Here is a 25883-nt window from a genome sequence, read left to right as displayed (position 1 = left end):
TAAAACCCATTTTAATAAAAGTAGTCGCTAATGAACAATCCTATTTCACCGGCAGGTATCCAAAACAACTGGAACTCATTCAGATTATTTTATAAGTTAGTTTAAGATCTATAAAAGTTCATTTATTTCTGCATTTATGATGATCTTTGACCGGTATCTGCCTACATGGAGAAGAAGAAATTTAAATATCGATTTTTTAGCAGTTTGGCCAAGTTTATGTTGGTACTTGCTCTACTATTTATCGTATTGGTCCTTTTTATAAGAAGTCCACGAGGGCAAATTATAATAGTCGAAAAGGCCACCAGCTACATAGCCAATAAGACCAATACCAAAGTTGAAATAGACCGACTCTTTATTACCTTTTCTGGGAATGCTTTGCTGGAAGGCCTTTACTTGGAGGACAAAAAAGGTGATACCCTACTGTATTCAAAAACCTTGGAAGCCAACATTCCCCTTTCTCCCTTTCTTTTAAGGAACCACCTTAACCTCAAGTCCGTGGAATGGGATGGTGTTAGGGCACAAATAAGCCGTAGTGCGGATTCGGGTATATTCAATTTTGATTTTATATTGGAAGCCTTGGTACCACAAGACACCACTGCCCAGCCACAAACGGCAGAACCTATGAACATAAGTGTAGGCTCGCTTAATTTTTCCGACTTCAAAATTGAATACAATGATGCCTTTCTGGGCTTGGAAAGTAAACTTGATCTAGGACAATTATATGTAAAAACCAATACCCTTGATCTGGAGGCCTTGGATTTTAACCTAGAAGATGTTGAACTTTCCGATACCTACATCACTTACAAACAGACCAAGCGGACCAATGCTGTTGTAGAGAATGATAGCACACAAACCCCACTGCCATTTCTGGTGGTCCACAATTTAAGACTACATAATGTAAGGGCCAATTACAACTCCATTCCCGACGGTATACTGGCTCATGCAGCCCTAGGTGATTTTGTGATTGAGATCCCCAAGGCCGAATTAGAAAATAAGGAGGTGGAAATAGGGTCGCTATCCCTTAAAAATTCCGACATTTCGTTAAATTTCAAGAAAGAGGAACTTACCCCAACGGACGCTACCGGAAATGCTCCGGAAAATGTAGAATTTACCTGGCTAGATTTTTTGATCAAGGCGGATAACATCACCCTCGACAATAATTCTGTACAGTATAAGTTTGGCAACGATTCAACCAAGATAGGTCAGTTCAACCCCAATGATATTTTCCTTTCAAATCTTGGCCTTCAAGGCAATGACCTCTTCTACCGGCCCAAAAAAGCTGGTATAAAGTTGGAGCGATTATCCTTTGTGGATAAAAGTGGCTTTCAATTGCGCAATCTAATTTTCAAGGCCGAACTTGACGAGGGCAGGGCAAGCATTTCGGGATTGGAGTTAAAGACCAATGCCAGTTGGCTAAGCGCTGATCTAAACATGGAATACCTGTCCATAGAACAATTGATCAATTCCCCGGAAAAGGCCAAAATTGATCTGCAAATGCCCATTTTACAACTCGCAATGGCAGACGCTATCTTTTTCCAATCAGACCTAGAGAAAAACCCCTATTTTTATAAAGCCCAACAGCATCCCCTAACGGGGAATTTCAAGGCATCAGGTACACTTGGTGAAGTTGATATCCAAGACCTACGATTGGATTGGAGCAAGAGTTCAGTGCTAGGGAAAGGGCAGCTGTCCAGGATTATGACAACCGATTCTATATTGTTCGATTTTCCCGTGCTGCAAGCAACATCCAATCGGGAAGATATACAACAATTCATTTCTGAAAAAGATTTGAATATTGCAATTCCCAAGACCATTTTGCTACAAGCCAAAAGCCATGGCAACCTAAAAAACATCGCTGGCGAGGCTTTATTGAAAATACCGGAAGGTAAAATCCAACTTAACGGACACTATACCAATAAAGACCAAATATCCTTTGAGGGAATTCTCAAGGTAGATAGCCTTCAACTGGGAAAGTTGTTAAAAAACGAACAGTTAGGTCCCGTAACCTCTACAATAAAGGCCACTGCTAATGGGGACGGACTAAGTACTTTGAATGCAGAATTTGAATCCGATTTCACGCAATTGGGATTTAACAAATATGATTTTTCAAATCTTGAACTATCAGGAAAAATCCAAAACGGCGAAGGCAATATGGTGCTTAACTTTAAAGATGATAACCTGAATTTTACCGCTAATACAAGTTTGAACTTGGATCCAAACCAACTAAGGGCTCAATTAAACCTGAATGTTATTGGAGCAGACCTAGAAGCGCTAGGTGTCAGCAACGATAACATTAAGACTGCATTGGATTTGGAAGCCAAGTTTGAAGGGAACACCAATAACTATGTATTTAATACCCGAATAAAAAATGGCATAGCGGTCTACGATGGTCAGCAGTATCAAATGGATGACATCTTGCTAAATACCAAAATAGACTCCACAAGTACAGATGTAACTATACAAAGCGGTTTCCTAAACGGCAAATTAAAATCGAATGCCTCCCCTTCTGCTATTAATACTGCGCTTACCGAACACTTCAAAAATTACTTTACGGATAGCTTAATTGCCCACTCCCCTACCGATTCAGTAAAACTTAAAATGGATCTGAAAATAAATCCCATTACCCTTCTTACCGAAGTGTTGCTGAAAGATATGGAACAATTGGACCCCATAACTATAGGAACTAATTTTGATGCCAGATCCAAGGACTTAAATTTTCAATTAAATGTACCCAATGCTAGGTTCAAGGGTATTGCCCTAGATAGTTTAAAACTTTCCATAATTGGCGACTCCACTAACCTTAACATTACTGCTGGCCTTTTAAACCTTATGGCGGATCCAGTACACATTAAAAAAACATATCTTAAGGGAACCCTTAAAAACAAGGAATTATTGTTGGATTTCAGTTCATGGGACGACAAGGAAAAAATAGTACATATTGCTTCTAAAATGGTACTGACCCAAGATACCACCCTGCTCCAGATTAATCCTGACGGCCTCTTATTCAACAAGAAGGAATGGATAATCCCTGAAGATAACCGGATCACTTTCGCCACTAATCATTTAGGCTTTAAGAATGTGAATTTAACCAGAAATTCACAACAACTTGAGATGAGGAATCAGGTTTCAGATGCAGGGGAAACCCAACTAACCTTAGATTTCAATCAATTTAAACTGCAAACATTCCTAAGTCTATTAAACCCGGATTCCCCCTTGGCCACCGGCATGGTAAACGGGAATTTAACCATGGAAAATCCCTATGGGGCAACTGGAATTGTGGCGGATTATGAAATTGACAACTTAGAGGTGATGCAGCACCCATTAGGCAATTTATCCCTAAAGGCCACTTCTCAGAACAATAATACCTATGATTTTGATCTGGCCCTTAAAGGTAGTGGCTTGGACATAGATTTACAGGGAGATTTTGCTGCTGCCGAAACAGGGGCCCAATTGAATCTGGATTTGGACCTAAATAGAATAGACCTGAAGGTTATAGAGGATTTTTCCTTTGGACAATTGAAAAACAGCCACGGATATCTTTCCGGAAAAATAAATGTTTCCGGTACCACCAGTTCACCGGAATACACAGGAACCATCAATTTTTATGAAACCGAATTTAATGTAGCCAGCTTAAACGCTGTTTTTAAAATATCCGAAGAAACCTTAAAACTTGATACTGGCGGAGTTTATTTGAATAATTTCCAAATTGCCGATGCCAATGACAGCAAATTTCAACTAGATGGCACTATCGGAACAAAAGACATGCTCAACCCAAAATTTGACCTTGAGCTCAATGCCAAACAATTTCAGGTTCTTAACTCAACAGAAAAAGACTACGAATTGTTCTATGGAAAGGCGGATTTAGATATAGACCTTTCTGTAAAGGGCGATCTACAACTTCCTATAATAGATGGAAAACTCCGTGTGCGGGAAGGTACCGATGTAACCTATGTGGTACCCGAATCCCAGATGGATATTCAAGAACGTGAAGGGGTGGTCATTTTTGTAAACCGCCAGAATCCGGATGCCATTCTTACCAGAAATGATTCTGAAGAGACTACGGCATTCTTTAAAGGCCTTGATGTCAAAGCCATTTTAGAAATAGCCGATGATTCCAATTTTAACATTATTATTGATAAGCGAACCGGGGATAACCTTCTGGTCTCCGGGGACGCCTCCCTTAATCTTAATATGGAGCCTAATGGTAGGATCCAACTAACGGGAAGGTATGAACTTAACTCCGGACATTACGAGACCAATCTTTACAACCTGGTGAACCGGAGGTTTCTGATTAACCCCAATAGCACCATAATCTGGCAAGGTGATCCTACCGATGCCAAGTTGGACGTTACTGCAACCTATAAGGTAGAAACTTCTGCTTCCCCCTTGATGTCCTCCGTAGTATCAAGCGAGGATATTAGCGTAACCAACCAGTACCGACAAGTACTGCCATTTTTGGTCTATCTAAATGTAGATGGCCAACTGTTGGAACCTAAATTGTCCTTTGAGCTAGATATGCCTGAAGATGAACAGGGATCATTGGGGGGTGCTGTTTACGGAAGGGTGCAACAATTAAACCAACAAGAGGCGGAGCTAAACAAACAGGTGTTTTCCTTGTTGGCCCTCAACCGTTTTTATCCCGATTCCGGAAGCGACGGAAGTATTGGCGGTACGGCCGCCATAGCGCGGGACAATGTAAATAAAGTCCTGTCCGGAGAACTAAACGCTTTTTCCGACAGAGTCTTCGGCCATTCCGGGTTCGAGCTGGATTTTGATCTGGACAGTTTTACCGATTACCAAGGCGAAAGTCCCCAGGACCGCACCCAGCTGAATATCAACGCTAAGAAAAAATTATTTGACGACCGCTTGATCGTTACCGCTGGAAGTGCCGTTGATGTTGAAGGAAGTGCACAGCCAGGGCAAGAGGAAACCCCGATTATAGGTAATGTAAGCTTGGAATATTTACTTACAAAAGATGGCCGGTACAGACTAAGAGGTTTTAGAAAAAATGAGTACGAGAACATTATAGACGGACAATTGATCGTAACTGGGGTAGCCTTGATCTTCAATAGGGAATTTAATAGATTCAGTCAATTGTTCAACCCTTTGAAAGAAGTCGAAAAGACTGAGGGGAAAGACAAACAACAACCAAAAAACGAATAAAAGATTGAAGGAAATAAAAGCACATCAGTATATAGTAACCCTGCTTTTCCTTGTAAGCATTTACTCCTGCAGTGTTGGTAAATACATCCCTGAGGGTGAAACCTTATATACCGGTTCAGATGTTGATATTTCATTTCAAGATGAGGTCAAGAACCCCAAAAAGGTAACCCAGGAACTGCACACCCTCTTGGCACCGGAACCCAATTCCCAATTTTTGGGAATGAGAACAGGTCTGTATTTCCACTACAAGGCACAAAAGAAAAGACCTGGCTTTATCAACCGATGGCTCAATAAAAAAATTGGCGAGGAACCGGTTTATCTCTCAGATGTTAATCCACAGCGAATAGAACAACTAATGTTGAACAGATTGGATAATCGCGGATTCTTCTATAGCAAGGTAACATCTATGATAGATAGTACCCAAAAATATGCCTCCATAAAGTACACCCTAACATTGCCCAAGCCCTATACCTTGGAAAAATTTGAATTGGAAAAAGACTCCCTAAGCATCTATTCCGAAATTGAAAAGGCTTTGGAGGAAACAGAAATTAAGCTAGGAGATCGGTTTGACCTAGAATTGATGAAATTTGAAAGGGAGCGAATAGACCATCAGCTAAAACAAAGAGGGTATTATAATTTTAATCCCGATTTTTTGATTTTTGAAGCCGACACCAATCGCTATGACAACAAAAAGTTCGACCTCTTTCTTCGGTTAAAAAGAAATCTTCCCAAAAAAACGATAAAAGCCTATACCATTGATTCCGTTTCGGTCTATGCCAATTTCTCCATCGATACGGATAAGGAGTATCAATCAAAAGTTACCGAAATCAACGGCATCAATTTTTTCCAGGAAAAAGAATTTTTTAAACCAAAAAAATTGGAGCCATACATTCTGTTTGGCAAGGGACAGAAATATAATTCGGAAGCCGCCAGGCGTACCAGTAACAGGCTTTCAGCCCTTGGAGTCTATAAGTACGTAAATATTCGCTTTAATGAATTGGATTCTACCGTGGCTGACAGTACTGCCTCCTTGTCCGCCGACATCTTACTTTCTCCGCTCACAAAAAGATCTGTACGTGCCCAATTGCAAGCGGTAACCAAATCCAACGGTTTTGCCGGACCCGGATTGTCACTTACCTATAACAACCGAAACCTTTTTAAAGGAGGGGAAACCCTAAGTATAACCGGCAACTTTGCCTATGAAACACAGCTATCGGGCGGGAAGAATACTGGTCTAAGCAGTATAGCGGGTGGCCTGAAAACCGATCTAATTATTCCAAGGCTCCTTCCCTTTTCCCCCAAACGCTTTAAGTACGCGGTACCAAAGACCAAAATTAGTTTGGGGACCGACTTCCTAAAACGGACCAAACTTTATACGCTGAGTTCATTTAACAGCTCTTTTGGATATTCATGGAATGCCAATAGGTTCGTATACCATGAACTTAACCCGGTTAGCGTCAATTATGTAAAACTTTCCAATACCACTGAAGAATTCACGGCTATATTGGATAATAACCCGTTCTTGAAGCAAAGTTTCGACCAGCAGTTTATCGCCGGACTCAATTATACCTTTACCTTCAACGAATTGGTAGATGTAAATAGGAAACACCCAATTTTTATTTCCACAAGTGTAGATATTGCTGGGAATACCTTAAATCTCTTAGGTGGGTCCAACAATACCATTTTTGGATTGGAATATGCACAATATGCCAAGGCCGATATCGATTTTCGCTATTATATAAAATGGGGCAAGGAACAATCCCTTGTCAGCAGATTATATGCCGGGTGGGGCATTCCGTACGGCAACTCCTCTACCCTGCCCTTCGTAAAACAATTTTTCTCTGGAGGTCCCTATAGCGTTAGGGCTTTCCCAATTCGCTCCCTTGGACCAGGAACATTCAGTTCTATTGAAAATGGAACAACCTCCTTTTTCGATCAATCGGGAAATTTAAGATTGGAAGGTAATTTGGAATACAGATTCCCCATATGGTCATACTTAAAAGGAGCTGTTTTCGCAGATGCCGGCAACGTTTGGTTGACCTATGAAATAGATATCCCGGAGGATGAACCCATTGAGAGCCGTGAGTTCAATGAAGAGCTGGTTGCGAAAGGAAAGTTTGGCTCCAATTGGGCCAAGGAATTGGGTATTGGTTTAGGCCTTGGCCTTAGAGTGGATATTCAAAGTTTTGTTTTGAGGTTCGATTTTGCCTCCCCACTTCAAATTCCCTATTTGCCTGAAGGTGAACGTCTCAAAGTTCCTTTTTTTGATGGAGGAGGCAACAATGTCATTTTCAATTTTGCCATCGGCTATCCTTTTTAACAGACCTCAGTCTGTAAATTCCAACTCTGAAGGGTACGGAAATTTTAAATTTTTCCATCTATATTAAATGGATCAAAATTGTAATCTTTTGAACTATTGCATAGTATTATTTAGGGCTAATTTTAATGTAGACAATTTATTAACCCGTCTGCCTTGAGGGCAGACCTTAAATAGAAGATATTATGAACACTGATCAATTAGAAGGAAAATGGAAACAAGTAAAAGGTAAGTTTAAACAAAAGTACGGAGACCTTACCGATAACGACCTAACCTATTCCGAAGGTAAGTTTGAAGCGTTCTTAGGCCGGCTGCAAGAAAAAACCGGAAAGAAAAAAGAACAATTAAAGGAAGAGATAGACAATATGTAGTCTTGAACCCAAAAGCTTAAACACCATTGCAACAACCCCTACTTTATCGTTGGGGTTGTTTTTTATAAAGGATATGGTTAAAATTTCAGATCCAAAATAGGATAGAAGTGAGGCCAAGTATTGTCAAAATCCAATTTTCATAAAGGCATTAAATAATAAGTGTTTTGCCTAATAAATATGGGCGTTCCCTCCCTTGTCGGGCGGGCCCTTAGCTATATCCCTTGCCCTGCTGCGGGGATGCCGCCGCGGTCCCTAACGCATTACCCAGAAGGGCATGATTACTTAGGCACTGGGAAATTTGCAAAAAATATTAATTGATAGTAAGGTTCTAAAGTTGGACAAGTTCCAGATCTACCCTACGGATAGCACTATCGAGCAAGTCAAAGTTTGTCTCCACTTTCCGAAGCGTATTCCTTTTTATAGATCCGGACGATAATCAAGAATAGACTTATGAGTAGGGGTCCAAAAATTAGTCCAATAAAGCCAAAAATAGGAACTCCAACAATTACTCCTATTAGGGTAATCAGAGGATGTACATTATCCAATTTTTTAAGAATAAAAAGCCGAAATAAATTATCAGTTGCTCCTACAACAATAAAGCCGTACAACAGTATTCCCCATGCTTGAAAGGTACTTCCATTGGACAGGGATAATATAAAAACAGGGACAATACCCAACAAAGAACCCACAAAGGGTATCATAGATCCTATAGTAACGATGACCGCCCAGAAAATTGGGGATTTAATGCCAAAAATAAAAAACCCTATAAGCGCTATAATACCTTGGGCCACGGCAACCATAGGAATTCCAAGGGCATTGGAACGCACCATTGCTCTAATTTCCTCTCCTATTATCTTTAGATTTTCCTGGTCAATGGGAATATATTGGAATAGCGATTCCCGGAGTTCCTTACGATTGGTCAACATATAAAAAAGCATGAAATACATGATGGCCACGGCGATAAAGATATTAAAGGTTCCGCCGGCCAAACCTTGAAGGTTTTTAGACATCCAGGTTGATACGGCACTGGCATCAATTTGGGAGGTAAAATCGTATCCAAATTGATTTTCCAATTTCCCCATTTGAGTATCCACGGCAGAAATCACCTTCTCTGAATTTTGAATGGCGCTTTCCACCTTATTGCCCAACATTAAGACAATTCCGGAAATGGGCAGCAAAATACAAACAAAGGAACCTATGAGCAAAACTGTTGCCGCAAGATTTGGTGGCCATCCTTTTTTTACTAATTTGGACATGGGCCTGCGTAAAAGCACATAAATGGTTATGGCTCCCAAAATGCCTGAAAAGTAAGGAAATATAGCTTGGAATATAAGTCCGCCCAAAATAACAATAAGCAGTAAAATAAATACTTGACGTATTATTTTGGGATCAATTTGTGCCATAAAAAAGTGCTTTAGGTTTTTTACTGATCATTTATGGTTTTTCTGGGTTCATTAGAGGTCGCAATTAACCATCCAATGAATTCCAAATCTATCCGTACAACGGCCATACATGGCGCCCCAATCCTTTTCCATAAAGTTATGATTGATCTGGCCTCCGTTGGATAACTTACTGAACAGCTTCTCTGCTTGCTCCCTTTTGTCCAAATCAATGGCCATATGGATTTTATTGCCGCCGTTCAAAGGGGTATCCGGTGCCGCATCATAGGCCATAATCCGAACTCCCTTGCCCTTGAGTTCGGCATGTTGAAGTTTTTGTCGGTATGATTCGGGAATATCCGTCGTAGAATTTTCATAAGTTTGCTTATTAATTATCTCTGCATCGAAACAATCGGCATAAAAATTCAATGCTTTCTGACAATCTCCTGAAAATGCTAAATATGCTTGTACGTTCATTTTAAATTGTTTTTAAGGTTCTCTAAAAATTAACCAAAAAGAGATATTGTATTTGGCGCAATCCGGTTATATTTTATCTCAAAAACATCTGGAAAACCATCCCTATCCCGGTCCAGAAATTTACATACCTTAAAATACGTTATTTTTTAAAATAATCGCAGTCGAAATCGCCGTTTGTTAATTCATTGTTATTTAATTCCTTATGATTTCCAATTCTCGAAAAATTAATCAAAATGAATTATCTTGTGTAACATTATTTTCTGATTAAATAACCTAAAACCATGACCACCACCAAAAAAACCATCAAAATCTATCTAGCGGACGATGACGAAGACGACCGCATGCTCTTTTCCGAGGCTTTGGACGCACTGCCCATAAAATGTGAAATCCGTAATTTTAAGGATGGGATCTATCTTATGGGACAATTGATGGTAAAAGAAACCGTTTTGCCTGATATCGTTTTTCTAGACATAAATATGCCCCTAATGGATGGTGTGGCAAGTCTCAAAAAAATTAGGGAAACGGAACGCATATCCCAGTTGCCTGTCATTATCTACTCCACTTCCTTTGTTAAGGAGGAGGTAGAAAAATATCATCATATGGGGGCCAATTGCTATCTAAAAAAACCTACCTCTTTCAATCAGTTGAAGACCTTATTATATAAGTGTATTCGGCCGTATTTGCAAGGCGTAACCGAGAAAATGGTTGATAGTTTCGTTATCCAAGTGTAGCATCAAGAGTAACCACTGATTGCAAATAGTAGGAATCGGATTAAAATCAAATGTATTAAAGTTAATGAATTTAGGACATTGGATTAGGTTGTGATCCTCAGAACTATTTCAAAAGCTTACAGTAAATGGGACACCACAAAAAAGATCAATTTTCCTTTAAGGCTTTTCTCAACTTGCTTCTTGACACTTATAAGTCATGGTTGTCCCATGACCCCTTTCGGTCTAGTGCCGTCGTAGCCTATTATGCCATCCTTTCACTACCAGCCCTTTTGGTCATAATCGTAAATATTGTTGGGGCAGTTTGGGGTACCGAAATTGTACAGGGCAAACTGACCGAGGAATTTTCGATGGCCTTGGGCAGAGATGCTGCAGCTTCTATTCAAGCCATGATTACCGAAACTCAAAGCGAACATAAAAGTACCATTTCTACCATCATTGGAATCGGGGTTCTTTTATTTGGTGCTACCGGTGTATTTTATCACCTAAAAATTTCATTGAACGCCATTTGGAGGATTAAGGCAGACCCCAATGCAAAAATAAAAAAGGTGGTTATAGATCGTGTTCTAAGTTTCGCCTTTATCCTGGCCATTGGCTTTTTACTGCTGGTTAGTTTTATAGTCACCGCCGCTATATCAGTACTAAACGACTTTATACGCCAAGTTTTGCCCGATGTACTCCTCTATGTGGCCTACACGCTCGACTTTCTGATTTCAACAGGTATCATATCCGTCCTTTTTGGACTTATTTTTAAATATCTCCCCGATGCCAATATCAAATGGCCCTCGGTCAAAATCGGTGCCGTTCTTACCGCCTTACTCTTCGTTATGGGCAAATCGGCCTTGGGGTATTATTTTGGTCAAGCAGAACCAGGTTCTACCTACGGTGCTGCCGGTACCATTGTATTAATTCTCCTATGGGTTTCCTACTCCTGCCTGATCCTATTCTTTGGGGCAGAATTCACCTATAATTATGCCAAAAAATTTGGGTATGGTATAGAACCTAACAGCAGGGCCGTCAGCAAGGAGGATATATGTTGATACAGTCAAAAAACTATATTCAAAGGACTCGTCTGATTTATAGGAAGGGATAGTTTTAATCAATATGGCATTTAGCACCCTCTGCACAATTTCCTTTAAAGTAGCACCAAAGGGTTTCCATGAATCGCAAATAAATTAGCCATTCCAGAAATCGATACCAGTCCAGTTACAGTTCTATCCTTATTAGGTCATGTTTTCTTTTGACAGTAAACAAGGGTTTATCAACACAAAAATCTTTAAACTTAATGGTAATGTTAAGTTAATGGTCAATTTTCAAATTTTATTGAAAAATATTGATTGTATCAAACATAGGGAACTTGCAGAAATACAAGTGTCTTATTAACTTGATATATAGGTCCTAGTATCCCAATTTCACTAGGGAATTTACACGAGGCCATTCTGCTCAATACAAGAAGTTGCGACAAAACCAGCACTTCCCATATTAAATTTTAATAATGTATTTATTAAGCTTTCTTTAACAATAACAATATCCTTTTTACCCAGCATTTAAATGTTCAATTTTGCGCTTTTAAAAAAACTCTGAAAATTAAATGAACTAACTATGACGTGAAACTCTCCAGATAAACTGGGACCCCAAAAGTACTTTTTGCCATTAGTAACTATAGTACACAACTGAAGTATATGGCAGCGAAGTATAACATTCAAAACAAAAAAACAAATTCAAAACTCTATTATTTTTATTATGCTAAACCCTCGACAGAACATTAAATGTTCGTATTCAAAATCGCAAAGAACAAATATTGGTTCGTTGTTTTTACTAGTATTCGTTGCGCTGTATTCCAACAGTTATGCACATGTAAACAACGATATTATTAACGCTGAATATAGCGCGTTTCAACAAACAGTATCAGGTACCATTACAGATAATTTAGGAGAGCCGCTCCCAGGTGCAAGTATTATGGAAAAAGGTACCACTAACGGAACTACTACTGATTTTGATGGTAATTTCTCCATAGATGTATCCGATGAAAATGCCGTTTTGGTCATTTCATATATAGGTTTTACTACACAAGAAGTCAGCTTAAACGGAGAGGCTAATATCTCTGTAACTTTATTGGAGAATGCCGCTGCATTATCCGAGGTAGTAGTTACAGGATATACATCAGAAAGAAAAAGTGATCTAACTGGAGCCGTCGCTATTGTTGATATGGGTGGTGTTGTAAGCCAGCCTGTTGCTAGTGTCGACAATATGCTACAAGGCCAGGTTTCTGGTGTTAACGTGGTAAGTTCGGCCTCTCCTGGTGGCCCAAGCAGCCTTAGAATTAGAGGTTATAGTACGATACGAAATAACGATCCTCTTTATGTAATAGATGGTGTACCTACAACTTCAGGTATCAATCTTATCAACCCTAACGATATTGAGTCCCTTCAAGTATTAAAAGATGCATCATCTTCGAGTATCTACGGTTCTAGGGCCGCAAATGGTGTTGTGATCATTACTACAAAAAAAGGAAAATCTGACGAAACAAAAGTTTCCATCAACATGCATTCCGGTATTCAGAATACTACTAATTTACCGAATAATTTAAGTGCGGAAAATTATGGGAATGTATATTGGCAAGGTTTTGCCAATGATGGAATAACACCTGCCCATGCCATATATGGCAACGGTGCTACACCGGTAATTCCTGATTTTTTGGATGCTGAAAATACAATTCCTTCCGCCAACACGGATTGGGTCGGCGAAATTTTTGATCCAGCCATTATCCAATCTTACAACCTAAGCTTGGCCAAAGGAGGTGAAAAGTCGCATAGTATGTTTTCTTTAGGCTATTTTGATCAAGAAGGTACGTTAAAATACACCGATTTTAGTAGAATAACCGCACGTTTAAATTCCGACTACAAATTGTTTAATGATGTTGTAACAATAGGCGAAAACCTAACCGTTGCCTACTCCAAAAGTGTTGGTACCAGTACTAATTCATTGTTGGGCAATGCCGTTTACGACGCCTTCAGAATTCCAAGTATTGCTCCAGTTTATGATATTAATGGAGAATTCACCGGTTATCCATTATCGGATACTCAGAATCCATTGGGTAATTTATACCGAAATAAAGATAATATCGAAAATAGGGTACGCGTATTTGGTAATGTATTTACCGAAATTCAACTTTTTGAAGACTTAAAATTCAAAACTAATTTTGGACTTAATTATACTACATCAGACAGAACCTCATTTAGTCCTACTTACAAGGAGCCAAATCCTCAGCGAGTAATCAATAGTTTATCTGTCAGAAATAATAAGCAGTTCGACTGGGTTTGGTCGAATACCTTGAATTACACAAAAACTTTTGCCGACAAACATAATTTTAGTGCCTTAGTCGGGATTGAAAGCATAGAAAATCTATATGAAGTTACAACCGCTTCTATTGATGATCTTCCTACCAATGAACTAAACATTAGAATATTAAATGCAGGTGACCAAGGCACTCAAACGAATGGCGGTGATAAAATAGAGTACTCCTTATTCTCGTATTTCGGTAAATTAAATTATACCTACGATAACAAATATTTGTTTTCTGCCACCTTGAGACGTGATGGTACTTCTAAATTGTTAAATAATAGATGGGGTACTTTTCCGGCATTATCAGCTGGCTGGAAAATATCCGAAGAAAACTTCTTTAATAATGAAGGGGTTATATCCAACTTAAAATTACGTGCCGGATGGGGTGTAACAGGTAATCAGGACATCCCTGCTTACCAAACACTATCTGGATATAGTAGTAATCCGTATTATTCCAATTACGCCATTGATGGGGCTCAAAATAGTACCCAGACCGGTTTTACATTATCCAGAATTGCAAATCCCGATTTAAAATGGGAAACAACTACACAGACCAATGTTGGGTTGGATTTTGGATTTCTCAATGATGCCCTGACTTTTTCTGCTGACTACTTTTATAAAAACACAGAAGATTTATTATTGTTTAAAACCTTGGCACCAGATCAAGCAGGTTTTTCAAATAGCGGTCAATGGCAGAATGTGGGCGAGATGGAAAACAAAGGTTTTGAGTTTACGGCAGATTATCAAAGTGACCGTGCAAAGGACTTTAATTTTAACATAGGCGTTAATTTCTCTGTTATTGATAATGAATTATTGTCCTTAGGAGAAGGTATTAATTTCATAGAAACAGACCCTGGGGTTTTACATAGCGTAAATTTTGACCAGAGTACCTCGAGAACCGCAGTTGGGCAACCAATAGCTTCCTTCTATGGTCACGTAGTAGAAGGTATTTTTGCTTCCGATGCAGAAGCGGCCTCTAGTAATCAGTCGAGTGCCGTTGCTGGGGATTATAGATTTAAGGACATCAACAACGATAATGTTATAGATGATCGCGATCGTACTTTTATAGGTTCTCCACACGCAGATTTCACCTATGGCATTAACTTCACGGCCAATTACAAAGCATTGGATTTAACTTTGTTCTTTCAAGGTTCGCAAGGAAATGATATTTATGATTTGTCGCGATACTATACTGATTTTTTCAACTTGGCCAACTACAATAAGAACGATCGTATTCTAAATGCGTGGACACCACAAAATACGAATACCGATTTGGCTAGAGTTTCTTTAAATGACCCTAACAACAATATTAGACCTTCTTCTTACTATGTACAAGACGGTTCATTCTTACGCTTAAAAACATTTCAATTGGGGTACACCCTTCCGGAGAATGTAGCTGAAAAAATAAAAGCTTCGCGTATTAGAGTTTATTTGGAAGCCTACAATTTATTTACCATTACAGGATATGAAGGATTGGATCCTGAAATTGGATTACAGAATTACGATTCCGATGACCGTAACTTGGATATTGGTGTAGACAGAGGTATTTATCCAAGTTCACAGACATTTACTTTAGGTCTTAATTTCAACTTTTAAAAAAATAACAAAATGAAAAATATAATCATATTATTTGCCTTAATTGGGTTACTAGCCTCTTGTAGCGATGAGTTCTTGGAAAAAGAACCATTTGGAGAGCTAACAGACGATCAGGTTGAATTACCCGAAAATATAGAATCTTTGGTAATCTCTGCTTACAGCATATTAAATGGACAAGGTAATGAAGCCTCCAATGCTTTTAACTCGCCAGCATCCAACTGGAGTTTTGGAGATGTGCTTTCTGATGATGCCTATAAAGGTGGTGGCGGTACAGGTGACCAAAACCAAATTCACAGAATGGAGATTTACAATATTGATGGACAAATTATAGATGTTGTTCAAAAGTGGAGTGTACTTTATGAAGGGGTTTATCGTGCAAATACCGTTTTAAAAGCCTTAAAAAATACTACCGAATTTGATGAGGCTACCAAAACCCAACGCGTTGCCGAAATGCGTTTTTTAAGAGGTCATTTTTACTTTGAACTTAAAAAACTTTACAATAGAATCTCCTATACGGATGAGGATGGAAATTATCTATCGAACACCCAAATTACTCCTGAAGAAATTTGGACAAAAATAGAGGATGATTTTAATGCAGCCATTGCCGTATTACCGGAAACTCAAGCAGATCCAGGAAGACCAACCAAATACGCTGCATGGGCATACTTGAGCAAAACATATTTATACCAGGGAGAATGGCAGTTGGCCAGTGATGCTGCAGATGAAGTTATTTCTAAAGGAGGTTATAGTTTAACCCCTAATTTCAGTGAAATATTTATTCCTGAAAACGACAATGGTGAAGAAGTTGTTTTTGCAATTCAATATTCTATAAACGATGGTTCTCCTAGTAATTACAATGGGTCTATAGGTGATCGTTTAATGCCTCCCGGTGGTCCAAGATATGCAGCATATGGCTTTTTACGTCCTTCCCAAAATTTAGTAAATGCGTATAAAACAGATGTTGAAGGAATGCCTATAATTGGAAATGATGATGTTACCGAAAGTGATAATGTTGACCCAAGGTTGGATGTTACCATCGGAAGACCAGGGATTCCTTACAAAGATTTAGAGATCAACTATGAAGAAAGTTGGGCCAGGGATCTAGCTACCTATGGCCCATATGGACCTAAGAAAAGAGTAATCTCAGCAAATCATCCTGCTTATTTGCAATCTTGGCCTTATGTAACAGCTGCCAACTATAGCATTATTAGATATGCCGATGTTTTGCTTTGGAAAGCAGAAGCAGAAATAGAGTTGGAGAATTTGGAAGAAGGAAGAACTTATATAAATATGATAAGGGAGCGTGCAAAAACAGGTATTTATATTCAAAACCTCGAAGGCACTGCAAATGCAGCCAACTATTTGATTGACACCTATGATGCTCCTTTTGCTTCAAAAGAAGAAGCTACAATAGCCTTAAGAACGGAACGTCGTTTGGAAATGGCCCACGAAGGTCATCGCTTTTTTGATTTAGTAAGATGGGGTATAGCAGCAGATGTTATAAACACCTATTTAGCAAAGGAACAGATAGCTAGAGGCTTTTTGACCGGTGCTACGTTTGTTGCAGGTAAGCATGAATATATGCCAATACCGCAATCTCAAATCGATGCTGGAGGTAAAGACGAAAGTGGCAACGCACTTACCACCCAAAATCCAGGTTATTAAGCTAGAGAATTAATATAAGTTAGATTGAAAAAGGGAGTGGAATTAATTCTACTCCCTTTTTTAGTTTAAGGAATATTAAAATAGGAATAGGATAGCCCAAAATTGTCTGTGTTTATTGCAATGGAACAAGGAGTCTTACCTACCGAAAACCCGGTATATAAAATATGGCTGGCGCCTTCCCTTTTTTTGTTTCCACTCAATTTTGAAAACAGGATTTGGACAATAGTTTATTTATGATTTTCATCAATAAGGCCTGTAGTGTCTCCCTTTATAGCAAAGCCTGCAAAATGATTTATTGCAAAATTCTGATTCTTCCCTTGAAAAGTGATAAAAATTAAGACCAATGAGCAAAGTTGAGGCCTGCAATTTTGACATATCAGTTTTGAAAAAAAATATGGGGGAGCAACTATGTTATATTACCCGATTGATTTAGTGAATGATTGATACTAATTGGAGATACATTCGCTACAAGTGCCTGTTAAAACACAGTTCACGTTTTCAACCAAGTATTCATCTGGAATTGAAAAATTAACTTCAACAGGAAGACACTCGATCGTTTCACACTTAAGACATCTAAAATGAAAATGATGACTGTTTTTTTTATTTTCATCACATTTCATACACAATGCAAAATACTGTTTGCCATCTTCTGCAACCACTCTGTGCACAATGCCATCATCACAAAAACGATTTAAAACACGATAGATGGTAGCCCGATTGATATCAATGTCTATCTTCTGTTCAATGGCATCTTGACTCATCGCTTTCCCGGTCTTTGACAATACCTCCAAAACAGCTTCTTTGGTAGGCGTATTCCTTCTTTTCTTCACATTAACGCGATTTATTCGCAATTATTTATTGCGATTGTATTGCAATATTACAAAATAAAGATATATTTGCAAGACAATCTAATGCGACATAATTGCATTAAAATTTAAGATTATGGAGAATCAAGTTTTTGAAGTGATCATTATTGGTGGAAGTTATGCCGGACTTTCCGCGGCTATGTGTCTTGGACGGTCCTTGCGAAAAGTTCTTGTAATAGACAGTGGCCAACCCTGTAACGAACAAACACCACATTCACATAACTTCCTAACCCAAGATGGCAAAAGACCAAAAGAAATTTCTATAATTGCCAAACAGCAAGTAGAACAATATAACACAATATCGTTATTAAAAGACGTTGCCCATAAAGGACGAAAAACTCCATTAGGTTTTGAAATCATAACGCAATCGAATAAAACATTCACCGCCAAAAAACTTATTTTCGCTTCAGGAGTTAAAGACATAATGCCCAAAATTAAAGGATTTTCTACATCCTGGGGTATATCCGTAATACACTGCCCCTATTGTCATGGATATGAATATAAAACTGTAAAAACGGCATTAATTGGTAATGGAGATAGAGCATTACATCTTGCATCTTTAGTGCACAACCTAACTAATGAACTAACCATTTTGACAAATGGACCAATGGATTTCAATGAGTCACAATTAAAAAAGCTCAAAGCAAATAATATTGAAGTGATCGAGAAGGAAATATTGGAAATAGAGCACCGAAATGGGTATATCGAAAAAATAGTTTTTAGAGATGGTAGTAAAGAAAGATTCCTTGCCGCCTATGCACCCCTTCCTTTTGAGCAGCATACTTCCATTCCTATGGAACTAGGTTGTAAATTAACGGAAGACGGTCATATCAAAACAGATAATTTCCAGCAAACTACCGTCCAAGATATTTTTGCCTGTGGGGATAATTCCAGTCCCATGCGCTCGGTAGCCTATGCCGTTTCAACCGGGAATATAGCAGGTGCCATGGTCAATAAAGAACTGACTGATGAACAATTTTAAATGGAGTTTTCTATGATTGAAGTTTTTACAACAAATATTCCAAGCATAAGTAAGGCAGTTAACATTATTACATCGCTTAAGAATAGCCATTCCGATTTAAAAATTAACTTTGATATAGATCGTAAGATCATTCATTACCCTTGTGACCATAGTATACTCAGGGTTGAAGGAGAAAGTATTCCAGTAGAAGAGTTTAGGTCAGCAGTTCATAATCTAGGTTATAAATGTGACATTCTAGAAGATAAACTATGCAGTAAATAGCTAACCATATGGCAGAATTCTGGGAAGACAACTATACTGAAAAACAAGAAATGTGGGGTATGAAACCGGCAATATCCGCTGTGTTGGCAAAAGACTATTTCATAGAAAAAAGAATATCCAACATTCTTCTACCAGGTATTGGTTATGGCCGAAATGCCAAAATATTTAAGGATAATGGATTTGAGGTAACGGGTATAGAAATATCAAAAACAGCTATTAAATTGGCTAGAAAACATTTTGGTCACGATATGACAATCTACCAAGGCTCTGTAAAAGACATGCCTTTTGATTCTAAGAAATATGAAGGGGTTTTTTGCCATGCCTTAATTCATTTATTAGCAAAAAAAGAAAGAGAAAAACTAATCCTTGACTGCTATGACCAACTAATTGAAAACGGTTATATGATTTTTACGGCAATTACAAAAAAAGCACCAAATTTTGGAAAAGGAAAACATATTGGCAAGGATCGTTATGAGTTTCACGAAGGTGCCAAACTATTTTATTTCGACGAGGCATCCGTAGAAGAAGAGTTTGGTGAGGCAGGACTTTTTGAAATAGTAGAGATAGATGAAGATCAAACGTTCTACCTCATCAAGTGCCAAAAACCAAAAGTTTAAACAAGAACCCAACAAATGAAAATAAAGAACAGTACATTAGACCTCATAGCCCTTTCAAGTTCTCTTATTTGTGCCGTACATTGTGCAGCAATACCTGTAGTGCTTTCCCTCGCCACATTTAGCAGAATACAATTCTTAGCCAACCCAAATATAGAAAAGACATTTATCGGTCTAAGCTTTGTCTTTGTCATGGCTTCATTATGGCCAAGTTATCACAAAATCCACCGTAAATTAAAACCTTTGCAATTTGCTGCTTTAGGCTTTATATTTATTGGCTTAGGTAGGCTCAACTTTACAGAACTATGGGAAATAGGCACGACTATAATTGGTACCCTATTGATATCCTTGGCCCACTATTATAATTGGAAACTACTGCGGTTCAGAGTGCATCACAAACACTAATTATTGTTAAGATTATTTTAGCAACCTGTTTCCCTTATTTTGTTATGTTTGCATTTGATGAAAAATAGTCGTCTAAAAAATAGTATCAGCATTCTGTTCCTAGCTCTTTTCCTCTCGATGAAAATGGCAGGGCTTCATGTGCTTTCCCATACGGACGACAAGGAGCATGCCTTACATTGTTATATATGCGACCATGCCGTCTCCCATAACTTAACTCCGGCAATTTCAACGGATATACCGGATTATGGTATTAAAAACACAGAATCACTTCCCCAGATAGAGAAATCTGATAATTACGATTCCGTTGTTTCAAACACCATTGCTCCAGACCAGCTCTTTTCACGGCCTCCACCTACTTCACTATAAGTTTCACTTGCACTTGATTCTTTCTAATTTTCTTGGACTACTCCAGTGCTTTATAGTTATACCTATTTCGCAATTGGGAACGGTATCTAGATTATTTAAAATATCACTATATAAGGTTAAGGAAGTGGCAACACCCTAGTCCTTTCCGTATCATATAGGCCCAAGAAAGCATTTTAAATTACCATATGGAATTATTTGCATAGGTTTTGTAATCACCCCTCCATGGGGCAATTGTACCAACTTATAGTAATAAATCATGATCCATAAAGTACTGAGCCTATGGCTATTTTTTAGCCTATGCTCGATGGTGTCTGCACAGGATTCTTTTCAAATCAAAGGGTCTGTGATAAACGCCAAAACCTTACAGCCTATAGAAGGAGCCAATGTTATTGGGAAAGGCTTATTTTCTATTTCAACCTCTGAAGGGACATTTACCGTTAAAAATGTGGACCAAGGCATACACTCCTTAACTATATCCCACATTGGTTATTCGGCCGAAACGGCAACCATTGAGGTAGGGCCAACCATGGATACCGTAAAGATCTACTTAAGGGAGTCTGCCACCGAGCTTCAAGAAGTTGAAGTCAACGCCAAAACCAAAAAAAGGGAGACTCAGGAACGCGCTATTGTATCGCAGACCGTATCCAAAGATTTTCTTGATAAAAATAGGGAGAACAGTTTAATGCAGACCTTGAAGAATATCCCTGGTGTAAGCACTATCAATATTGGTTCAGGGCAGTCTAAACCCGTAATTAGGGGCTTAGGGTTCAACAGGGTAGTTGTTGTCCAAAACGGTATAAAGCACGAGGCCCAACAGTGGGGCAATGACCATGGATTGGAAATTGACCAGTATGGCGTAGAAACAGTAAAGATTATAAAGGGCCCCGCTTCGTTGCAGTACGGTTCCGATGCCATTGCAGGGGTTGTAGATATACAGGCTTTGAAATTGCCGATTCAAAATTCGATGAAGGGCGAGGTAAACCTGTTAGGAGAAAACAATAATGATTTACTGGGAGTTTCTGCAGGCATAGATGCGCGGACAAATAAGTGGTTTTATCGTGGACGATTAACGTATAGGGATCACGGCGATTATAAAGTCCCAACGGATAAAATCAATTATGAAAATTACATTTTTGAGCTAGATGACAATAATCTAAGAAATACAGCGGGGCAAGAAGCCGATGCAAGCTTTGGGATCGGATTTATTTCCAACAACTTAAAGTCCGAAACTACTTTTAGTAATGTAAACGCTAAAAATGGTTTTTTTGCCAATGCCCATGGCCTGGAAGTAAGAACTTCCAACATTGATTACGATAGTTCTAACCGCGATCTCGATTTACCATATCATAAAGTAAACCATTTTAAAATCACGAACAATACTTCCCTAGGTATAGGAAATCATACCCTTTATCTGGACCTGGGTTACCAAAATAATCATAGGGAGGAACTCTCCGAACCCGTTCCACATGGGTATATGCCAACACCACCTGATAATAAGGAACGGATATTCGATAAAAACACCTATGCCCTAAACGTAAAGGACTCTCATAGCCCTAATGCAAGGCACGATATTGTAGCAGGTGTAAATTTGGAATATCAAAATAACAACATTGGGGGATGGGGATTTCTGATCCCGGCATACAACCGCTTTACCATTGGAGCTTTTGCCTATGACAATTTTGAGATTCATCGAGATCTACATTTATTGGGAGGCCTGCGCTATGACTATGGACTGTTGAATAGCCAATCCTATTTTGACTGGTATCCCTCGACCAGGAACAACAATGACGGATCTACATCGTACATCTATTTGCAAAGGGCCCAAAACACAACACTGGATTTTGGCAATATAAGTGCCTCGGTTGGACTAAGTTTTATTTATAACAATACTACCTATAAAGTCAATCTAGGAAAGAGTTTTAGAATGCCTTTGGCCAACGAACTGGCCTCGGATGGAGTCAATTATCATATGTATCGGTACGAAAGGGGAAATCTAGATCTTGACCCTGAATCATCTTATCAATTGGATCTGGATATTGACCATAGCAACGCTAGTTTTAGTTTTGGAGTTAGTCCCTTTGTAAATCTTTTTGAGAATTTTATATACCTAAATCCTACTTCAAATTATTATGAAACCCTCCAAATTTATGAGTATACCCAGAGTAAGGTATTTAGGGCTGGAGGAGAGATCAGGGCAAGTGCCACTATATTGCAAAATCTAGAATTGAATGCTTCGACAGAGTATGTGTATTCCAGACAAACCAGTGGAGCCAAAGAAGGTTTTACACTGCCTTTTTCACCCCCATTATCAGGATTGTTTTCGGCAAATTACCAATTCAAAAATTTTCTTCCATTTAAGAAGCCCCAATTAATTGCAGATTATAGAATTACAGCTTCTCAAGAAGAAATTGTGCCTCCAGAAGAAAAGACAGAGGGATTTCAAGTTTTGAACATGTCTTTTATATCGAAAATAGATGTGTTTAGCAGTGATGCTCCTGTTGATATACGTGTAAAACTCAACAATGTGTTCAATACAAAATATTACAACCACACTAGTTTTTACCGATTGATAGATGTACCTGAACCAGGTAGAAACTTATCCATTTCATTGACTATACCTTTTTAATAAATAGTGAACATAAATTAATAACAATTAAAATCAAACACATGAAAACGAACATTATCAAAACAAATTTCAAATTTTTAGCCATCGTTGCCTTTCTAGGACTGTCCTTACAATCTTGTAGTAATGATGACGACAGTATTGAATTAAATGCGCCAGTCATTTCCGATTTTGAATACGGAGAAGGAAGTAGTCATTCAACAGATCAAGTAGCCTATAAAGGATCAGACATTCATTTAGAAGCAATAATAAATGCAGAAGCAACAGTAAAAAGCATTTCACTTAGCATTCATACACATGAAGTAGAACCAGGTGATGGTGAGGTAGATTGGGATTTTGAGAAGGTATTTACAGATAGTAAATATTTAGTTATCAACCCTACATTTCACGAGCATATTGATGTGCCTACCAATATTCCTGAAGGAGAGTACCATGTAGAGTTATTAGTTACCGACGAACTGGGTAATAGTACAGAGGTAGAAGGGCATATTCACATTATGGGTCCTATTACTTTAAGTGATGCTTCTGTAGATACTACAGTTGTCAGAGGAAACGACTTTCATGCAGAGTTTATGATAAATGCTGTTAATGGTATACATAATGTTACTGTTGATGTTCATGCACACGGACTTACACCTGCAGAAAAGGAGGTGGAATGGGATTATGAAGAAGTTTTTGAGGAGGGATTCCATGAGGAGACCGAGGCAGAATTCCATAAACACATAGACGTTCCAGCAACTGCTCCCGCAGGAGAGTATCATATCATTTTCACGGTTGAAGATGAAGATGGAAATACCAAAGAATACGAAACACATATAGATGTTACTGCTTAAATAAAAATAACTACACCGCATAGTAGCACTAAATACTATGCGGTTTTAAATCTTAAATATGAAAGTTCTCTTAAAACATTTCTGTTTTTTATCATTTTTGATACTTCTATTCTCTTGCACAAGTGATGATAGTATTGATAAGAATGAAGAAAAACCAACGATTAGTGTTAATTACGATAATGGTTTTCCACAAGGCTGTGCCCAATTGACAAAAGGAGAAACTTATAGCTTTAGAGCAACGGTTACAGATAACAAGGAATTGGCTTCTTATAGTCTGGATATCCATCATAATTTTGACCATCACACCCATGATGATCAAGTTACTGAATGTGATTTAGGGGATATTAAATCACCTGTTAACCCATTCTTATTTATGGAAAACTATTCTATAGAAGGTGAATTGACTTCTTATGAAATAAACATCAGTTTAACCATTCCCGATGACATTGATGCGGGTGATTACCACTGTGCCTATTCTGTAACAGACGAAACAGGTTGGCAATCTAGAACCTCAATAGATATAAAAATTGTAGAATAACAAATTTACCGAATCATTTAGAATATAGCCTTGGAAGTGTCATATGCACCGGCAATCACCTAAAACATAGCCTATTGCATAGGTAATAAAAGTGATTTGCATTTGCAAATCACTTTTATTATTTGTACGGGATGACAAGATTTACAGAATCCTTATAAACCCTCACTGCAAATGGAAAAGTGAAGGCTGGCACCTTCCTTATTTTTGTTTCCACTCAATTTTGAAAACAGGATTTACAGAATCCTTATGAACCCTCAGTGCAAATGGAAAAGTGAAGGCTGGCACCTTCCTTATTTTTGTTTCCACTCAATTTTGAAAACAGGATTTACAGAATCCTTATAAACCCTCACTGCAAATGGAAAAGTGAAGGCTGGCACCTTCCTTATTTTTGCTTCCACTCAATTTTGAAAACAGGATTTGCAGAATCCTTATAAACCCTCACTGCAAATGGAAAAGTGAAGGCTGGCACCTTCCTTATTTTTGTTTCCACTCAATTTTGAAAACTGTGTTTTCAATTTCGTGGAAACAAAAAAAGTGATCTGCTTTCGCAAATCACTTTTCCGCTTGGTCGGGATGACAGAATACAACTACTTGTTACAAATGATTGATTATCAGTATTTTGCATGTACTTATCAAAATCAAATCCCTTTAAGGACACTCGATTTATAAATAGCTCAAGAACGTATTGATTATGTGTTATTTACGAGTTAAAATTACAAAGAAAATCAGATATCATCAAATATAGAAAACTCCAAGATTAGCTAGGTGTCTTCATTTTTAGCAAAGATACCCACCAATAGTAATGCTCAAATTAAAAAATGATCCCAATTAAAGTTCTTTTTACAGAACCAGGAAAAGGAATTAAGAACTACCCTAACTATTAAGCTATTAAAAATCATGACACTAGTGTCTTATCTTTAACCATGGTTATCTATCGGCCTTCTCTTTCCTATTATCCTTCATAGCTACAACCGTCACTTTGCCTTTATTGAAAATGTAATAAACAGTTGTGTTTTTGTGAATGACCGCTCGCCTTAAAAGTTTTTGACTTTTTGATTCAGGATATAATGTAGGGAAATTAGATACCGTTAATTCAAATTGCCGAAGCAATCTTTCAAATTTAACGACCTCCTTGACAGTGAACTTTTGAATAAGGTAATTTTTAATGGCAATGGCGTTTATCAGAGACCTTTTTGTCCATTCTACCCTGTAAGGTTTATCCATTGGTCAAACCGTTCCAGAATTCATTGGATTTCATGGTTTCACCTTGTTGATAATCTCTGATACCACTTAGAATATTAACCCTATCACTTTCTGTAAGTTCTTCCCACCAGTCGATGGATTTGCCCTCACT

General features: G+C 38.2%; 17 protein-coding genes. 14 read left to right on the top strand and 3 right to left on the bottom strand.

Annotated features, from left to right (window positions below; translation table 11 throughout):
• Positions 1-165 precede the first annotated feature (165 nt).
• From MWU84_RS19000 to MWU84_RS18990, 3 genes are all read left to right on the top strand, one after another.
• Positions 166-5163 carry a translocation/assembly module TamB domain-containing protein gene (locus MWU84_RS19000; protein ID WP_246904594.1) on the top strand — a complete coding sequence of 1666 codons (4998 nt, stop codon included), beginning with the start codon at positions 166-168 and terminating at the stop codon, positions 5161-5163.
• A gap of 4 nt (positions 5164-5167) precedes the next feature.
• Positions 5168-7483, top strand: a complete 2316-nt coding sequence (locus tag MWU84_RS18995) for a BamA/TamA family outer membrane protein (protein ID WP_246904591.1) — start codon at positions 5168-5170, stop codon at positions 7481-7483.
• Positions 7484-7665: 182 nt separating this feature from the next.
• Positions 7666-7851: a CsbD family protein gene (locus MWU84_RS18990; RefSeq protein ID WP_246904588.1), complete on the top strand. Its 186-nt coding sequence runs from the start codon at positions 7666-7668 to the stop codon at positions 7849-7851.
• 380 nt (positions 7852-8231) lie between these two features.
• Here MWU84_RS18990 and MWU84_RS18985 read toward each other — a convergent pair whose 3' ends face one another.
• Entirely contained in the window at positions 8232-9254 is a 1023-nt protein-coding gene (locus MWU84_RS18985) for an AI-2E family transporter (protein WP_246904586.1), read from the bottom strand.
• A 51-nt stretch (positions 9255-9305) separates the two neighbouring features.
• Positions 9306-9707 carry a VOC family protein gene (locus tag MWU84_RS18980; RefSeq protein ID WP_246904584.1) on the bottom strand — a complete coding sequence of 134 codons (402 nt, stop codon included), beginning with the start codon at positions 9705-9707 and terminating at the stop codon, positions 9306-9308.
• 281 nt (positions 9708-9988) lie between these two features.
• Here MWU84_RS18980 and MWU84_RS18975 point away from each other — a divergent pair, with 281 nt between their 5' ends.
• The 4 genes from MWU84_RS18975 (at position 9989) to MWU84_RS18960 (ending at position 17041) form a co-directional block, all read left to right on the top strand.
• On the top strand, positions 9989-10438 hold the full coding sequence (locus MWU84_RS18975; RefSeq protein ID WP_246904582.1) for a response regulator: 450 nt from the start codon (positions 9989-9991) through the stop codon (positions 10436-10438).
• A 125-nt stretch (positions 10439-10563) separates the two neighbouring features.
• Complete coding sequence (locus MWU84_RS18970; protein WP_246904580.1) at positions 10564-11475, top strand: YihY/virulence factor BrkB family protein; 912 nt, start codon at positions 10564-10566, stop codon at positions 11473-11475.
• Positions 11476-12244: 769 nt separating this feature from the next.
• Positions 12245-15376, top strand: a complete 3132-nt coding sequence (locus MWU84_RS18965; protein WP_246904577.1) for a TonB-dependent receptor — start codon at positions 12245-12247, stop codon at positions 15374-15376.
• A gap of 12 nt (positions 15377-15388) precedes the next feature.
• Positions 15389-17041 (top strand): RagB/SusD family nutrient uptake outer membrane protein, encoded by a 1653-nt coding sequence (locus MWU84_RS18960; protein WP_246904575.1) that lies wholly within the window; start codon positions 15389-15391, stop codon positions 17039-17041.
• A 446-nt stretch (positions 17042-17487) separates the two neighbouring features.
• Here MWU84_RS18960 and MWU84_RS18955 read toward each other — a convergent pair whose 3' ends face one another.
• A complete protein-coding gene (locus tag MWU84_RS18955) occupies positions 17488-17871 on the bottom strand; it encodes a transcriptional repressor (RefSeq protein ID WP_246904572.1) in 384 nt (127 codons plus the stop codon).
• A 112-nt stretch (positions 17872-17983) separates the two neighbouring features.
• Here MWU84_RS18955 and MWU84_RS18950 point away from each other — a divergent pair, with 112 nt between their 5' ends.
• The 7 genes from MWU84_RS18950 to MWU84_RS18920 all read left to right on the top strand — a co-directional run bounded on the left by MWU84_RS18950 (position 17984) and on the right by MWU84_RS18920 (position 24529).
• Complete coding sequence (locus MWU84_RS18950) at positions 17984-18889, top strand: NAD(P)/FAD-dependent oxidoreductase (protein ID WP_246904570.1); 906 nt, start codon at positions 17984-17986, stop codon at positions 18887-18889.
• Between the two features lie 269 nt (positions 18890-19158).
• The gene (locus tag MWU84_RS18945; protein WP_246904566.1) at positions 19159-19767 is read left to right on the top strand and encodes a class I SAM-dependent methyltransferase; all 609 of its coding nucleotides are present in this window, start codon (positions 19159-19161) and stop codon (positions 19765-19767) included.
• A gap of 15 nt (positions 19768-19782) precedes the next feature.
• A complete protein-coding gene (locus MWU84_RS18940) occupies positions 19783-20169 on the top strand; it encodes a MerC domain-containing protein (RefSeq protein WP_246904563.1) in 387 nt (128 codons plus the stop codon).
• 57 nt (positions 20170-20226) lie between these two features.
• Positions 20227-20535 (top strand): hypothetical protein, encoded by a 309-nt coding sequence (locus MWU84_RS18935; RefSeq protein ID WP_246904561.1) that lies wholly within the window; start codon positions 20227-20229, stop codon positions 20533-20535.
• A gap of 343 nt (positions 20536-20878) precedes the next feature.
• Entirely contained in the window at positions 20879-23161 is a 2283-nt protein-coding gene (locus MWU84_RS18930; protein WP_246904559.1) for a TonB-dependent receptor, read from the top strand.
• A 41-nt stretch (positions 23162-23202) separates the two neighbouring features.
• On the top strand, positions 23203-23991 hold the full coding sequence (locus MWU84_RS18925; protein ID WP_246904557.1) for a DUF4625 domain-containing protein: 789 nt from the start codon (positions 23203-23205) through the stop codon (positions 23989-23991).
• 58 nt (positions 23992-24049) lie between these two features.
• Positions 24050-24529, top strand: a complete 480-nt coding sequence (locus tag MWU84_RS18920; protein WP_246904554.1) for a DUF4625 domain-containing protein — start codon at positions 24050-24052, stop codon at positions 24527-24529.
• Positions 24530-25883 lie beyond the last annotated feature (1354 nt).

This window comes from Arenibacter sp. F20364 (assembly GCF_023015905.1).
In the GTDB taxonomy this organism is placed as follows: Bacteria; Bacteroidota; Bacteroidia; order Flavobacteriales; family Flavobacteriaceae; genus Arenibacter.
This window is presented reverse-complemented; position numbering and strand designations above follow the sequence as displayed.

Excerpts from the sequence above, each read along its gene's own strand:
- MWU84_RS18940 (WP_246904563.1), top strand. The coding sequence starts at position 19,783 with ATGAAAATAAAGAACAGTACATTAGACCTCATAGCCCTTTCAAGTTCT.
- MWU84_RS18970 (WP_246904580.1), top strand. The coding sequence starts at position 10,564 with ATGGGACACCACAAAAAAGATCAATTTTCCTTTAAGGCTTTTCTCAAC.
- MWU84_RS18935 (WP_246904561.1), top strand. The coding sequence starts at position 20,227 with ATGAAAAATAGTCGTCTAAAAAATAGTATCAGCATTCTGTTCCTAGCT.
- MWU84_RS18950 (WP_246904570.1), top strand. The coding sequence starts at position 17,984 with ATGGAGAATCAAGTTTTTGAAGTGATCATTATTGGTGGAAGTTATGCC.
- MWU84_RS18990 (WP_246904588.1), top strand. The coding sequence starts at position 7,666 with ATGAACACTGATCAATTAGAAGGAAAATGGAAACAAGTAAAAGGTAAG.
- MWU84_RS18980 (WP_246904584.1), bottom strand. The coding sequence starts at position 9,707 with ATGAACGTACAAGCATATTTAGCATTTTCAGGAGATTGTCAGAAAGCA.
- MWU84_RS18920 (WP_246904554.1), top strand. The coding sequence starts at position 24,050 with ATGAAAGTTCTCTTAAAACATTTCTGTTTTTTATCATTTTTGATACTT.
- MWU84_RS18925 (WP_246904557.1), top strand. The coding sequence starts at position 23,203 with ATGAAAACGAACATTATCAAAACAAATTTCAAATTTTTAGCCATCGTT.
- MWU84_RS18945 (WP_246904566.1), top strand. The coding sequence starts at position 19,159 with ATGGCAGAATTCTGGGAAGACAACTATACTGAAAAACAAGAAATGTGG.
- MWU84_RS18985 (WP_246904586.1), bottom strand. The coding sequence starts at position 9,254 with ATGGCACAAATTGATCCCAAAATAATACGTCAAGTATTTATTTTACTG.
- MWU84_RS18960 (WP_246904575.1), top strand. The coding sequence starts at position 15,389 with ATGAAAAATATAATCATATTATTTGCCTTAATTGGGTTACTAGCCTCT.
- MWU84_RS18975 (WP_246904582.1), top strand. The coding sequence starts at position 9,989 with ATGACCACCACCAAAAAAACCATCAAAATCTATCTAGCGGACGATGAC.
- MWU84_RS19000 (WP_246904594.1), top strand. The coding sequence starts at position 166 with ATGGAGAAGAAGAAATTTAAATATCGATTTTTTAGCAGTTTGGCCAAG.